Source organism: Epibacterium sp. MM17-32 (assembly GCF_022348205.1).
Classification (GTDB): Bacteria; Pseudomonadota; Alphaproteobacteria; order Rhodobacterales; family Rhodobacteraceae; genus Epibacterium.
Genome location: NZ_JAKRFC010000008.1, coordinates 228,399 through 242,757 on the forward strand (window position 1 = coordinate 228,399; position 14,359 = coordinate 242,757).

Sequence of the window (14,359 nt, forward strand, 5' to 3'; positions counted from 1 at the left end):
GGGGTCGCTCTGGGGCGGCCCCGCTTCCCTTGCCGGTGAGGCCGCGCCAACACGCGATCTGCCTTGTCGGCCCCAATTCTTCTTCAGGAGCCAGTCATGCATCCAGCCATTCAAGGGCTGCTGACCATCGCCTTTGGCGTCGGGGGCTGTGTCGGCTATTTCTACCTCTCGAACCTTATCCTCGACACGCTGATCTTTCCGGCGCGGGGCAAGGAGATTGCCCGCAATATCCGACGCGCCAATATGGTGCGACCGTGGCTGTTCCTGTTTCCGGCCCTGCTGGCGCTGGGGCTGTATCTCGCCTACCCGGTGGTGGAGACCCTGCGTCTGTCGCTGACCGAACGCCAACCCGGCGGCGGGTCGGAGTTTGTCGGCCTTGCCAACTACAGCCAGATGCTGGGCGAGGACAAATTCTGGGAGGCGCTGCGCAACAATTTCCTCTGGCTTCTGGTGGTGCCTGCGGCCTCGACCGCGTTTGGCCTGCTGGCCGCGCAGCTCACCGACCGGCTGGCCTGGGGCAATATCGCAAAATCGCTGATCTTCATGCCCATGGCGATCTCCTTTGTCGGCGCGGCGGTGATCTGGAAACTGGTCTATGACGCCCGCCCGCCGGGCACCGAACAGATCGGCATCCTGAATGCGATCTACATCTGGCTTGGCGGTGTCGAGCCGCAGCAGTGGCTGACCATCCCGTTCTGGAACAACTTTTTCCTGATGATGGTGCTGGTGTGGATTCAGACCGGCTTTGCCATGGTGATCCTGTCGGCCGCCCTGCGCGGCATCCCCGAGGAAACCATCGAGGCGGCCATCGTCGATGGCGCCGGTCCGTTCCAGATCTTTTTCAAGATCAAGGTGCCGCAGATCATGGGCACGATCGTGGTGGTCTGGACCACCATTACCATCGTGGTGCTGAAGATCTTCGACATCGTGTTTGCCCTGACCAACGGCCAGTGGGAAACGCAGGTTCTGGCCAATTACATGTACGACAAGCTGTTCCGCGCCAATGACTGGGGCGTCGGCTCGGCCTCGGCGATGATCATCATGCTGCTGGTGACGCCGATCCTGGTCTGGAACGTCTACAACGCACGCCGCGAAATGCGCTGAGGGAGGGCTTTGCCATGAATGCCATTGCAGGACAGAAGCCCGGGCTGATCTGGGCGCTTCGTATCTCGGTCATCGTGCTGGTGGGGCTGTGGCTGTTCCCGACCGTGGGGCTTTTGGTGTCGTCCTTCCGGACCGGCGACCAGATTGCCACCTCGGGCTGGTGGAAGGCGCTGTTCCCGACCGAGCAGAACCTCACCCTGCGCACCGCCGCACCCGATACCCAGGTGCAGGACGGTGATGTCTGGGTGATCGAGGGCAACCTGTTCGCAGATGACAGCGAGGCGGAAATCTCCGCCTGGGGCACCAACGCCCGCGACATCTCTGCCTATGGGCCGGGTGACACCGCCGAGCTGCGCCGCGGCGGTCAACTGACGGTGCAGGCCGACGGCAGCTATCGCCTTCAGGCCGAAGAGGAAATGGGCGGACGCCGGGGGCCGCGGGTCTTTGTCACCGCTGTGGTGCCGCCGGAATTCACGCTGCAGAACTATGAGACCATTCTGATCTCGGGTGGGTCGACCGACAATATGGCGCGGGCGTTTTTCAACACGCTGACGGTGACCATCCCCGCGACGATCATTCCGATCCTGGTGGCCGCCTTTGCCGCTTATGCGCTGGCGTGGATGGAGTTCCCGGGCCGTGCCCTGCTGATCGCCGCCATCGTTGGCCTGCTGGTGGTGCCGTTGCAGCTGGCGCTGATCCCGCTGCTGAAGTTCCACAACGAGATCGGCATCGGCAAGGGCTACCTTGGCGTCTGGATGGCGCATACCGGGTTTGGCCTGCCGCTGGCGATCTACCTTCTCCGGAACTACATGGTGGGCATTCCGCGCGACATCATCGAGAACGCCCGCGTCGATGGCGCCACCGATTTCCAGATCTTCACCCGCATCATTCTGCCGCTGTCGTTCCCGGCGTTGGCCTCCTTTGCGATTTTCCAGTTCCTGTGGACCTGGAACGATCTTCTGGTGGCCATGGTGTTCCTGATCGACGCCACCGGCGAGACCACGGTGATGACCAAGCAGATCGTCGAGCTTTTGGGCACCCGCGGCGGCAATTGGGAGATCCTCGCGACCTCCGCCTTTGTCTCGATCGCGGTGCCGCTGGCGGTGTTCTTTGCCATGCAGAAATACCTGGTGCGTGGGCTTCTGGCCGGTTCGGTCAAGTGACCGACCCATGCACCGTGTTCAACTTTCAACCTCCGATGACGGACTTCACGACATGAACGCTCAGACCTCCATCAACCCCGCCTCCGTTCTGGCCAATGATCCTGACTGGTGGCGCGGGGCGGTTATCTACCAGATCTATCCGCGCAGCTATCAGGACAGCAACGGCGACGGCATCGGCGATCTGCCGGGCATCACCTCGCGGCTGGAGCACATTGCCTCGCTCGGGGTGGATGCGATCTGGATTTCGCCCTTCTTCACCTCGCCGATGAAGGACTATGGCTATGACGTCAGCGATTATTGCGATGTCGATCCGATGTTCGGCACATTGGCCGATTTTGACGCGCTGGTGGCCAAGGCGCATGACCTTGGCCTGCGGGTGATGATCGATCTGGTGCTGTCGCATACCTCCGACCAGCATCCCTGGTTCGCCGAGAGCCGCCAGAGCCGCGACAACCCCAAGGCCGACTGGTACGTCTGGGCCGACCCGCAGCCCGATGGCACGCCGCCGAACAACTGGCTGTCGATCTTTGGTGGCCCCGCCTGGCACTGGGATGCGCGGCGCGAACAATACTACCTGCACAACTTCCTCGTCTCGCAGCCGGACCTGAACTTCCACTGCGACGCGGTGCAGGATGCCTTGCTGGACGCCACCCGGTTCTGGCTCGACCGCGGCGTCGATGGCTTCCGTCTGGACACCATCAACTTCTATATCCACGACAAGGAGCTGCGCTCCAATCCGGCCCTGCCCAAGGACCAGCGCAATGCCAATATCGCGCCGTCGGTGAACCCCTATAACCATCAGGAGCACCTCTATTCCAAGAACCAGCCGGAGAACCTCGAATTCCTGGCGCGGTTCCGCGCGCTGCTGGATGAATACCCGGCAAAGACCGCCGTGGGCGAGGTGGGCGATGCGCAGCGCGGGCTGGAGATCCTTGGTCAATACACCGCCGGCGATACCGGCGTGCACATGTGCTACGCGTTTGAATTCCTTGCCAAGGACCCGCTGAACGCAGCGCGGGTGGCAGAGGTGTTCGACACCGTCGACGACGTGGCCGCCGATGGCTGGGCTTGCTGGGCGTTTTCCAACCACGACGTTGTCCGCCATGTCAGCCGCTGGAACCTGTCGGATGCGGCGCTGCGGCTTTATACCACCATGATGATGTGTCTGCGCGGGTCGGTCTGCATCTATCAGGGCGAGGAATTGGGCCTGCCCGAGGCCGACATCGCCTTTGAGGATCTGCAAGACCCCTATGGCATCGAGTTCTGGCCCGAGTTCAAGGGCCGCGACGGCTGCCGCACGCCGATGGTCTGGGATCAGGGCAACACCTATGGCGGTTTCTCCGAGGCACGCCCTTGGTTGCCCGTCAGTCTGGAGCATGCAAACCGCGCAGTAAGCATGCAGGAAGCGGACCCGGACGCGCTGTTGCACCACTATCGCCGCGCCATCGCCCTGCGCCGCGCCCATGCCGCCCTGTCGCGGGGCAGCCATGACCGGGTGCAGGCCACGGGCAATGTGGTGCAGTTCACCCGCACTGCCGAAGGCGAAGAGATCTTCTGCGCCTTCAACCTCGGTGACACACCGGCGGAAATCACCCTGCCCGCGGGCGCGTGGGAGCAGCTAGGTGCGGATCTGGGCGCTGCGGATGTGGCGGCGACGGTGGGCACACTGACACTGGCTCCGTGGCAACCTTGCCTCGCACGGCGCGTATAAAACACTCTGGGAGGAGGACACCATGGCGAACCTGAAACTGACCGGAGTGGAAAAGACCTATGCCGGCGCGGTCAATGTCCTGAACGACATCAACCTCGATATCCAGCAGGGCGAGTTGATCGTCTTTGTGGGGCCATCGGGCTGCGGCAAGTCCACGCTGTTGCGGATGATCGCGGGGCTGGAGCGGATCACCGGCGGCACGCTGGAGATCGACGGCGCGGTGATGAACGACATCCCGCCGGCGCAGCGCGGCATCGCCATGGTGTTCCAGTCCTACGCGCTCTACCCGCATATGACGGTGCGCGACAACATGGCCTTTGCGCTCAAGATTGCCGGCAAAAGCAAAGAGGAGATCGACGCCGCCATCGAGCGCGCGGCCAAGATCCTGCAGCTGGAGGATTACCTCGACCGCTTGCCCAAGGCGCTATCGGGCGGGCAGCGGCAGCGGGTGGCGATCGGCCGTTCCATCGTGCGCGACCCGAAGGTCTATCTCTTTGACGAGCCGCTCTCGAACCTCGATGCGGCCTTGCGGGTGGCGACGCGGATCGAGATCGCGCAGCTGAAGGAGTCGATGCCCGACAGCACCATGATCTACGTGACCCACGATCAGGTGGAAGCAATGACCCTGGCCAGCCGCATCGTGGTGCTGGCCAACAAGGGCATCGCCCAGGTGGGCACGCCGCTGGAGCTCTATGAGCGCCCCGAAAACGAGTTTGTGGCGCAGTTCATCGGCTCTCCGGCGATGAACCTGATCCCGGGCGAGGTGATCGCGACGGGCGAACAGACGCGGCTGCGGCTGGAACACGGCGAGGAGATCACCTCCACCGTGCCGACACGCGACAGCGATATGGGGTTGCAAGTGAATGTGGGCGTGCGCCCCGAGGACCTGTTCGAAGAGGGCGAGGGCGGTGCGGTGATCGACACCACCGTCAATATCGTCGAAGCGCTGGGAGAGGTCACGGTGCTGTATTTCACCGCAGCCCCGGGCCGGGAGCCGCTGATTGCCAAGCTTCCGGGCATCCACGGCGGGCTGCGAGGGCAGCGCGTGCGTCTCTTTGCCAGACCGGACAAGGTACATCTGTTCCACAACGGGCGGTCGCTTCTGTATCGCTGATCCTGCAAGCCGCCATTCTGTGTCCACAGCTGCGCGCGTCCCGTTCGGGGCGCGCGTTTTTGCACCGACTCCTAAAACTTTAACGATTGCTGCCTCAGTTAAGGGATCTGAAACCTGTTCGAATGTGGCAATTGTGACAGATTTGGTGCCCCACATCGCTGATTTTGCGGTGGTATTATCCACCGAAACGGGAACAATCCGGGGATATTGGCCCTGTATTCGCTACAATTTGTTTTAAATTCCATGACTTTAGGGTCAATTTGTCTTTATTGTTAACTTTTGTGCCCATAGTGCATGGGTTTTCTGCGATCCTGACCCTGATCTGACCTGGGGGGGTTAAGGTTTGTTAACACTGTCACAATCAATCCATGAATTGGTCCAAGGCCAACAGGGGCCAGCCATATTCCAGCCGCACGCCTGAACGAGGGTGTGAACGTGGGAAAATGGAGTGGAACCATGAGACTGATGCTAGCGATCATCGCGGCATGCCTGTCTTTCGGCATGTCCGAGTCTGCCATGGCCAAGGATCGCAGGGCCAGCAGCTTGCCGGGGTGGGAAGCTGTCGGGCGGCTCAATATAGCCGGAAAATACATGTGCACGGGAACGCTGATTGCGTCCAACCTCGTTCTGACCGCGGCGCATTGCGTCTATGATGCGCAGACCGGGCGGCGGGTGAACCCGCGCGGGATCCGCTTTGAGGCGGGGCTCGACGGGCGCCGGTTCAAAGCGGCGCGTATGGTCAGCAAGGCCGTGATACACCCGTCCTATCAATTCCGTGCAGGCGGCGACGCGCAATTGGGACATGACATCGCGGTGCTGCGCCTGTCGACGCCGATCAGCCGGACCGAGATCCGCCCGTTTACGATGTCCGCCCGCGCCGACCGGGGGGCGAGTGTGGATGTGCTGTCCTACAGCTATCACAATGCAACGCGGGCCAGCCGTCAGCAGGGGTGCCATGTGCTGTCCCGCCGTACCCGGACGCTGGTGATGTCTTGCCGTGTCGATTTCGGAGCCTCCGGCGCCCCAGTGCTGGACGTCACCCCGGGCCAGACGCCCAAGATCGTCTCGGTGATTTCGTCAAAGGCCGCGATGGGCCATCGCCGGGTGTCGATCGGAACCGCTCTCGACAGCACGCTGCGGATGATGATGCAAAACGCGATCTGACGGTGCTGCCAGGCTGGCGGTGGGGCCAGCTTTAGACAACGATGCCAGGTGTGACAGGCCAGAACGGCTGTCTCTCCTCGCAACATGAGAATGACGGCCCGCTGAATGTGTCAGCGGTGATCCGGACCCTCGCTGGCAGGGCCGGTTTTTTGCTGTTCCGCACCCGTGTCGCGCGCTCGGTCGGAGCCGGTCCTAGGGTTCGCGGAAGGCTTCGCGGGATTTGTAGAGCGGTTTCAGAAGGTAGCTCAGAATGGTCTTGGAGCCGGTCTGAAGCTCTGCGGTGGCGCGCATGCCGGGGCGGATCTCGATCTGCTGCTGGCGCGCGGTGAGGCTGGAGCGATCCACCCGCACCGTTACCCGGTAGTAGGGCGGCGCGTCTGGATCGCGCTCATCCTCGAAGGTATCGGCGGAGACGATGTCGACTTTGCCCCGGAGCGAACCGTAGATGGTGTAATCATAGGCGGTGAGCTTGATGGTCACATCCTGACCGCGCTGCACGTTTGCGATATCCTCGGGCTTCACCCGCGCCTCGACAAACAGCTCTTCGCCCAATGGGATTATTTCGAGGATCTCGTCCCCGGGGCGGATCACGCCACCGATCGTGGTGACGGCAAGGCTGTTGACGATGCCGGCCATCGGCGAGGTAATCACGGTGCGCTCCAACTGATCGCGGGCGAGCCGCTGTTCCTGCCGCAGCGAGGTCAGTTCGCGCAGGGTGTCGGAGTATTCCTCGGCCAGTTCCAGTTCCGACTGGGTGCCGATCTCGTCGAACTTTGCCTGTGCGTCGCTGACCTTCTTCTTGGCTTCGTTCACCTCCAGCAGCGCCACGATCTTCTGCTCGTGCAGGGAGCGCAGGTTCGACAACTCGTTCTTCAACTGGCGCAGAATGTCCTCGGCGCTGTTGCGGCGGCTGTCGAAATCGCTCTGACGGGCCTTGAGCAGCGCGCGCTCCGAAGCGAGGATGGAAGGCGAGCGGCTTGCCAGCGCCCCGGGCACCGTGAATTCATAGGCGCCCTCGATCTCGGCCTCCAGTCGGTATTGCTTGATCTCAAGCGCGTCGATCTGGTCTTGCAGGTCGTCGGACGCGGCGCGGAACTTGGTGTCCTGGAGCTTGGCCAGGACCTGTCCGGCCTGCACCGTATCGCCCTGGCGCACGTGCAGCTCGGCCAGGATGCCGCCTTCGAGGTTCTGCACGATCTGCGAGCGGGACGAGGACACCACCTGCCCATCGGCGCGCACGATTTCATCGACCGAGGCAAAGCCGGCCCAGGTCAGGAACAGCACCAGCACCAGCGCCACCAGCTTGATCATGCGGCTGGCGCCGTGGGTGCCTTCGAGAATGTCCATATCGGCTGCAATGCTCATGAGGCTTTGCCCCCTCCGTTCAGATGCGCCAGAACCTCGTCGCGGGGGCCGTCGACGACCATGCGCCCGGCTTGCAGGATCAGGGTGCGATTGGTCAGAGACAGGATCGGCATGCGGTGGGTCGCAATGATGGCCGTGCGCTCGCCGAGCCAGTCATCCAACCGGCTGACGAGGGTGCGCTCCAGGGTCTGGTCCAGGGCCGCAGTGGGTTCGTCCAGCAAAACGACTGAGGGGTTCTGCAGGTGCAGCCGGGCCCAGCCCACGGCCTGACGCTGGCCGATCGACAGGCCCGCGCCGCCGTCGCCGATCTGCAGGTCCAGGCCACGCGGGTGGCTGCGCACAAACGGGGCGAGGCCGGCAAATTCCAGCGCCGTCATCAGCTGTTCGTCGTCATGGGTCAGATAGGAGAGGTTCAGGTTGTCGCGCAGCGTGCCGGCAAAGAGCTTCACTTCCTGGCCGAGATAGCCGATGTGACGGCGCAGGTCGCGCGGCTCGATCTGGCTCATATCGGTGCCGTCGATCATGACGCGACCACGTTCGGGGGCGTAGAGGCCCGAGAGCAGCTTCAGCAGGGTTGATTTGCCCGAGCCGTTCACGCCAAGGACCGCAACCCGCTGGCCGGGGGTGATGGCCACGGCGGGCACATCCACGGTTGGTGCGCCTTCGGGGTCGTAGCGGAACACCACCTCGCGCAGCTCAAAGCGGCCTTCGATGGTCTCGCGGCGCAGATAGGCGCGACCTTTCTCGCGCTCCTGCGGGGCGGTGGCGATGACGTCCAGCGCATCCAGCGCCGCGCGCACATTGCTCCAGCGCGCCAGCGTGCCGGCGAATTGCGTCAGCGGCGCCAGCGTGCGGCTGGTCAGGATGCCGGTGGCGATGATGGTGCCGACGGTGAATTCGCCTGCAAACACCATGTAGGTGCCCAGAATCACGGCGCAGATATAGGTGGCCTGCTGCACGCCCTGGCTCCAGTAGGTCAGGGCGCTTGCCATTTTGCGCTGCCCGTTGGAGGCCTGCGAGGACAACAGGTTCAGCTCGTCCCAGAGCCGCAGGATGCGTTCCTCGCCGCGCTGGGTCTTGATGGTCTCCATCTCGCTGACAACCTCTTGCAGCAGCCGGCCGCTCTTGGCCGAGGCGCCCTGCGCCTGGCGGGTCATCGCCAGCATTTTCTTCTGGATGAAGTAGCCGGGCAGCAGCATCAGCACGCCGCCAATCATGATCACGTAGACCACCGGGCCGCCGATCGAGGCCACCAGCAGCAGGAAGACGGCGATAAAGGGCACATCCGCCAGCGTCGACAGGGTGGAGGAGGTGAAGAACTCCCGCACCGAGGAAAAGTCGCGCATCGCGGCAAACAGGCCGGAGGGGGGCAGCGGGCTCTGATCCATGCGCAGGCCGATGACCCGGCGCATCAGCTTGTGCTGCACGGCCATGTCGATCTGGCGTCCGGCGGCGTCGGTGATGCGGGCCCGGGCGAGCTTCAGCAGCCCTTCCATCCCGATCGCCATCAGCGCCCCGATCGCCAGCACCCAGAGCGTGGCCTGCGACTGATGCGGCACCACCCGGTCATAGACCTGCAGTGAGAACAGCGCCACCGCGACGGCCAGCACATTGGCCACCAGCGAGCCGAGCATGATCTCACTCATCTGGCGGCGGTACTTGGGAAATTCCCCCCAGAACCAATGCGATGTGTCAAGCTGGGGCGTATGGCGCTGGGTCAGCTGTGCAAGCGTCGCGCGCGCGGTCAGAACCTGCCCGGTAAAGAAGGGCATGAAGTCCTGCATCGGCACTTCGGCCCGATTGTCAGGACAGGACGTATCGTAGATGGTCACACCGGCCTTGCCCTGGCTCAGCACCAGCACCGGCTGGCCGCCCTGCATGATCGCGATCGCGGGCCAGGTGCGCGCGGTGGGGCGTTTGACCTGCTGCACGCGGGCCTTCAGGCCGGAGGAGATCAATGCGCTCATCATCGCTTCGGGGCGCAGGGAGGCTGCGCCGCTGGCCTGGAGCTGTTCGACCAGATCCTGCGGTGCCAGCGTCACCCCGCGCAGCGAGGCGAGGCGGCACATGAGCTGTGCCCGTGCCTTGATCCGGTCGTGATAAGGGACAGCGTCCTCCGGGGCGGGGTCCGTGTCCTGCGCGGATGGAGCAGTGATCGCCGTGGGGGAGATCGTCGCGATGGTCTCGTCTTCGCGGCCCGGTTCCGGGGGCGCGGCGGCATCGCTTTCGCGCGCTGCACTGTCGTCCGTGGGGGCCGGGGGAAGGCTAGGTGTCATCGAGGCCTGCGGGGCGCTTTCGCGCATCTCTGCCTCGGGGCGCGGGCCGACCTGGGCTGAGGTTTCGGCAGGCGAGGGGGCCACCATGGAAATCTTGACCGGAGCCTTGCCTCCTTTGCCAGCGGGACCGGAAGCGCGCCCCTTGAGAGCACGCCCGCCGGTCACGGAGGAGAGCTTCAAGCCGCGCTTGGCTGGTTTGGGCGCCGTTGCGGGCGGAGTCTGATTGTCGTGATCCGTCAAATCTTGTCCCCATCCGCCAACAGACCCAGCGAGGCCGCAAGCGCCAGCTGGATCAGCACAACTTCATATTTTGCGTCGATATAGGCCTGTTCCCGCTTCACCAGTTCCTCATAGATCGGGATCACGTCCATGACCGGGCGCTGACCGGCCTCGAACTGGGCCTTGAACAGGTTGTAGGTTTCGCGGCTGGCGCGTGACAGCGACAGGGCCTCGCGTTCCTGGCGGCGATAGGAGGCCAGGCGCTGGATCTCGCGGCTGTACTCGCGCCGTGCCTCTTCCTCCACCTCGCCGATGCGACGGCGGGCGGCTTCTTTGGAGGCTTCGACGGCCTGCAAGGCGGCGGGCGTGCCAAGGCCAAGCGGCTCGGCCAGGTTCAACAGCACGCCGGCGCCCTCACCCTCGCTGCCGACCTGCCCGGTCGCCGAGACCTGCGGCAACAGGCCGGCGCGCTCCATCTTGGCCTGTTCGATGGTGCGGGTGGCTTCGGATTGGGCCTTCAGGACGCTCAGGTAGGCGCTGCCGTCCGGCGGCAGGCTGAGATCCAGCCGCCGCGGCGAGGCCGGGAACTGCTGGCCTGTCATCGCTTCCAGCTCGGCGCGGGCGGTGCGGGCGGCATCATTGGCCGTGGCCATGCTGGATTGCACGCCGCTGATCTTGGACTGCACCACATTGAGGTCGGAGCGGTCCGACACGCCCCCATTGACACGGCCCACCACCACGCGCTCGAAATCGCGCATGGTGCGGATGGCGCGATGGGCATAGGCGGCTTTCTCGTCCCCGCGCAGCCCTGCCACATAAAGCGAGAGCGCGGTTTCGACCCGGTCGTTCATGTCTTCGGACAGGGTGACGGCGGCCACTTCCACGTCGGCGGCGGCAAAGGCGCGCTCGGCCTTGCGGCGGCCATTGTCGAACAGCACCTGCTCCAGCAGCAGGCTTGCAACCATTTCACCGAGATCGTTGAGGCTCACGCTCGGGCGCAGAGAGGGCAGCCAGTTCTTTGACTTTGCCTCGGCGCGCAGCTTGGCGCTGATGAGGTCGGATTCGGAGGCACGGGCAGAGGCCGACAGCGCCGCATCCGCGACGGTATCGTAAATACTGCCCGGTTCCAGCAGCGAGCGGCGCTGCATCAGCGCCGAGATGACTTCGGATTGCGGGGCATCTTCCGCCTGGGCGAAATTGCTGCGTGCAGCGCCGGTTGCCGGATCTCCCGCCGCGGTTCCGGGGGCGGGCAGATCACAGGCCGTCAGGCTGCACATCAGTGCAACGGCAGAAATGCGTCGTGCCAGAGCCATAGCTGTCCCTCGTGCCTCAGATCCCATGGTTGATCCACGGGTTATCGCCTCGGCGCGCCCCGACCGCCCCCGCGAGGAGGGCAGGCGGCGCGCGCGCCGGGCGTTTTTAGATGATGACATTCACGTCGTCTTCGACCAGGAGCGTGGTGTCACCGTCGCCGATGGTATAGACATTGAAGGTCTCGCCATCCACGTCGCGGGTTCCGTCGGCGGTTCCTCCGGTGAGGGTGATGGTATGAGAGGTTCCACCCTCACTAGGGCCTACGTTGTCATCCCCGCGGACCACCAGGGTATCCGAGTTTGAGGACAAGTTGTTGATCATCTCTTCGGTCAGCGTGACGTTGGCGCCGTTGCCGCTGTCTTCGAACACAAGGTCGAGCGTATCGATATTGTGCTCGCCAACCGAATTCAACAGGTCGGAACTGACGGATTGCTGGTCGATCACCAGTACTGAAGAACGGTTGCCTGCGTCATCGGTGCCCTGAATGACCAGATTGGTGCCATCAGCGAGAGGTTGGTCTAGATCCAGCTGAACCTCGGCGGCGGAGTTGAACTCGGTAAAGCCAGCCTCTGTCGCGTTGCCGCTGCCATCGAGTGAGAACAGCGAAAGATCATCATCTGTAGGATTCAGATAAATGTCGGATATTTCGCCGCTACGGATCGTGACGCCGTCGAAATCAGGGGTGTCGACATCGGTATCAATGCTGAAGTCCTGGGTGATGGTCTCCACATTCCCGGCCGGGTCGGTGGCGGAAATGGTGGCGGTCACATCACGGGAGTCCGTGCCCAGATCATCACCGTCGAGCGTCAGGCTCCAGTTGCCGTCGTCGTCGACGCTGGCCGGGTAAGTGGTGCCATCGATTTCCACAGAAACGGTGGAGCCTTCCTCGACTGTGCCTGCCAGTGTAAAGCCAGTGGCGAGTTCGTCGATGTTCACCACATCGTCCGAGGTCTGAAGCGTCTCTGACCCATAGTTCACCACCTCGGTGTCGAGCGCCACCGTGTCGCTGTCGGTCTCGGTGTTGCCGAGGTCATCGCTGATCGAGGCGGTGACATCGAGCGTGTCTGTGCCTTCGTCGATCTCGCTGGCGTCGAAATCATAGGACCAGTTGCCGTCGGCGTCGGCGACGGTGGTGCCACTGGCATCGCCGAGCGTCACGGTGACGGTCTCGCCCGCGGTTGCAGTGCCGGTGATGGTCACACCGTCCGCGCGCTCCGCGGCATTAATAATATCGTCGGTTTCGATCGGGTCATCGTCAAGCTGGACAAAACCGGCATCGGTATCGACCGCGATGGTCGATGTCGCCGTCGCGGTATTGCCCGCCGTATCGGTCGATGTGACCGTGATCTCGCGATCATATTCGCCCTCGGTGTCGAAGACGGTGCCCGAGGGGTAAGTGACGGTCCAGGTGCCATCGCTGGCCGCGGTGGTTGTACGGGTGACCCCTTCGATGGTGACTTCGACGGTGGCCCCGGCCTCGGCCGTGCCGGTAATCGCCACACCTGCCGCCGCTTCTGCCGCGGTGACGATGTCATCCCCGCCCGACAGGCCGCTGTCGATGGTGACGGCGGTTTCGGTATCCACCTCCAGCACATCCGTCGTGGTGGTGCTGTTGCCATGCGGGTCGGTGGTGGTGATGGTGATCCCGGTTTCGTATTCGCCGGTTTCGATTTCATCAGAGGTAAAGGTCACCGACCAGGTGCCATCTTCGGCGACCGTGGTGGTTTGAGTGGCGCCGTTGATTTCCAGGGAAACCGTCGCGCCCGCCTCGCCGGTGCCGGTGATGATGGTGCCACTGGCCTGCTCGTCGCCGTCGACGATATCGCCGACCGACTGTGTGCCTTCGGTGATGATGACGGTGGGCGGCTCGGAGTCGATGTCGATGGTGGGGCCGTCCAGGTCCTCGTAGGTGGTGCCATCGGGGGCAACCACGTCAACCACGGTTTCATAGACTCCGTCATCGGGCAGATCGTCGGTGGGAACGTTCACCGACCAGGTGCCGTCATCCTCGACAGTGGTGGTGACCACCACATCGCCGATGGTGACCTCCACATCGGAGCCCGCCTCGCCGGTACCGGAAATGGTCACGCCGTCAGGGTCGCCCTCGGGGACATCATAGGTGCCGTCGGCATCATTGACGGTCGGCACGATGGTGTCGGTGCCGCCGTCACCTCCGTCGCCATCGCCGCCGCCTCCACCGCCGCCGCCACCGACGCCGGCAATGACCGCTGCGCCGGCAGCCGCTGCTCCCACGCCGCCAAGCCCGCCGAGAAGGGGCGCGGCCAGGGGTGCGACCACCGGTTCGATGCGGTCCACATCGAGGAAGACCATATCGTCATAGGCGCTCCACTTGCCCGACAGGTCCAGCGGCTCGTAGCTGGCAAAGAGCATGCCTTCGGATTTGTCCTCCAGGACAACCTCGATGAAATCGCCCTCGTCGCTGAGGAACAGGTTTTTCGGACCGGTGCTGGCGGTGTCGTAGAACCCGTCCAGCTCCACCACAGTGCCATCGGCCAGCGTGACGTGAAGGTCACGCCCCCGGCGGGCGTAGCTTTCGACATCGGTCGGGTCGAGGTTGAGGGAAATATCCTTGGCCCCGGTTGTCGGGATGATGGAAGGGGATCCTTCTGCCGAGGTGCCATGCTGGTTGGTGCCCAACGCATCGCGGGCAATAAATGCAACGGTGCTCATGCTAAACTGCTCACTTTATACAGGACACGCCCTCATGCGAGGCACGCGCCGCTGGTTTCATTCGCCTATATGTGTCTGCCGTGTGCCGTCTCTGCGGCTTTATTGAGGTTAATATGCATTCATCTCTAATTATGTGTCCAGTCCAAGATTGACGTGGGGGACCATGAATGGGGCCGGGGCGTGCCTCAAACTCCTCACTTTTCTGACTTCTCCGGCGCGGAGTGACCAATTTGCCTCA

Annotated in this window: 9 protein-coding genes; 5 read left to right on the forward strand and 4 right to left on the reverse strand. The window is 63.5% G+C overall.

The features are described 5' to 3' along the window. Positions 1 to 96: 96 nt before the first annotated feature. The 5 genes from MHM88_RS14765 to MHM88_RS14785 all read left to right on the forward strand — a co-directional run bounded on the left by MHM88_RS14765 (position 97) and on the right by MHM88_RS14785 (position 6,256). Positions 97 to 1,104: a carbohydrate ABC transporter permease gene (locus MHM88_RS14765; RefSeq protein WP_239323197.1), complete on the forward strand. Its 1,008-nt coding sequence runs from the start codon at positions 97 to 99 to the stop codon at positions 1,102 to 1,104. Between the two features lie 14 nt (positions 1,105 to 1,118). After that, on the forward strand, positions 1,119 to 2,267 hold the full coding sequence (locus MHM88_RS14770; protein ID WP_239366792.1) for a carbohydrate ABC transporter permease: 1,149 nt from the start codon (positions 1,119 to 1,121) through the stop codon (positions 2,265 to 2,267). Between the two features lie 52 nt (positions 2,268 to 2,319). Continuing rightward, positions 2,320 to 3,978, forward strand: a complete 1,659-nt coding sequence (locus MHM88_RS14775; RefSeq protein WP_239366807.1) for an alpha-amylase family glycosyl hydrolase — start codon at positions 2,320 to 2,322, stop codon at positions 3,976 to 3,978. Between the two features lie 22 nt (positions 3,979 to 4,000). Continuing rightward, positions 4,001 to 5,092 carry an ABC transporter ATP-binding protein gene (locus MHM88_RS14780; protein WP_239323194.1) on the forward strand — a complete coding sequence of 364 codons (1,092 nt, stop codon included), beginning with the start codon at positions 4,001 to 4,003 and terminating at the stop codon, positions 5,090 to 5,092. A gap of 456 nt (positions 5,093 to 5,548) precedes the next feature. Continuing rightward, on the forward strand, positions 5,549 to 6,256 hold the full coding sequence (locus tag MHM88_RS14785; protein WP_239366810.1) for a serine protease: 708 nt from the start codon (positions 5,549 to 5,551) through the stop codon (positions 6,254 to 6,256). Positions 6,257 to 6,448: 192 nt separating this feature from the next. Here MHM88_RS14785 and MHM88_RS14790 read toward each other — a convergent pair whose 3' ends face one another. The 4 genes from MHM88_RS14790 to MHM88_RS14805 all read right to left on the reverse strand — a co-directional run bounded on the left by MHM88_RS14790 (position 6,449) and on the right by MHM88_RS14805 (position 14,121). Next, complete coding sequence (locus MHM88_RS14790; protein ID WP_239323192.1) at positions 6,449 to 7,621, reverse strand: HlyD family type I secretion periplasmic adaptor subunit; 1,173 nt, start codon at positions 7,619 to 7,621, stop codon at positions 6,449 to 6,451. Continuing rightward, positions 7,618 to 10,137 (reverse strand): type I secretion system permease/ATPase, encoded by a 2,520-nt coding sequence (locus tag MHM88_RS14795; RefSeq protein WP_239366813.1) that lies wholly within the window; start codon positions 10,135 to 10,137, stop codon positions 7,618 to 7,620. The genes MHM88_RS14790 and MHM88_RS14795 overlap by 4 nt, the downstream gene beginning before the upstream one ends. After that, a complete protein-coding gene (locus MHM88_RS14800) occupies positions 10,134 to 11,429 on the reverse strand; it encodes a TolC family protein (RefSeq protein ID WP_239366816.1) in 1,296 nt (431 codons plus the stop codon). The genes MHM88_RS14795 and MHM88_RS14800 overlap by 4 nt, the downstream gene beginning before the upstream one ends. A 106-nt stretch (positions 11,430 to 11,535) precedes the next feature. Next, positions 11,536 to 14,121, reverse strand: coding sequence for an Ig-like domain-containing protein (locus MHM88_RS14805; protein ID WP_239366835.1), 2,586 nt, complete (start codon positions 14,119 to 14,121; stop codon positions 11,536 to 11,538). Positions 14,122 to 14,359 lie beyond the last annotated feature (238 nt).

Coding starts and splice junctions, on each gene's coding strand:
- MHM88_RS14765 (WP_239323197.1), top strand. CDS start 97: ATGCATCCAGCCATTCAAGGGCTGCTGACCATCGCCTTTGGCGTCGGG.
- MHM88_RS14770 (WP_239366792.1), top strand. CDS start 1,119: ATGAATGCCATTGCAGGACAGAAGCCCGGGCTGATCTGGGCGCTTCGT.
- MHM88_RS14775 (WP_239366807.1), top strand. CDS start 2,320: ATGAACGCTCAGACCTCCATCAACCCCGCCTCCGTTCTGGCCAATGAT.
- MHM88_RS14780 (WP_239323194.1), top strand. CDS start 4,001: ATGGCGAACCTGAAACTGACCGGAGTGGAAAAGACCTATGCCGGCGCG.
- MHM88_RS14785 (WP_239366810.1), top strand. CDS start 5,549: ATGAGACTGATGCTAGCGATCATCGCGGCATGCCTGTCTTTCGGCATG.
- MHM88_RS14790 (WP_239323192.1), bottom strand. CDS start 7,621: ATGAGCATTGCAGCCGATATGGACATTCTCGAAGGCACCCACGGCGCC.
- MHM88_RS14800 (WP_239366816.1), bottom strand. CDS start 11,429: ATGGCTCTGGCACGACGCATTTCTGCCGTTGCACTGATGTGCAGCCTG.
- MHM88_RS14805 (WP_239366835.1), bottom strand. CDS start 14,121: ATGAGCACCGTTGCATTTATTGCCCGCGATGCGTTGGGCACCAACCAG.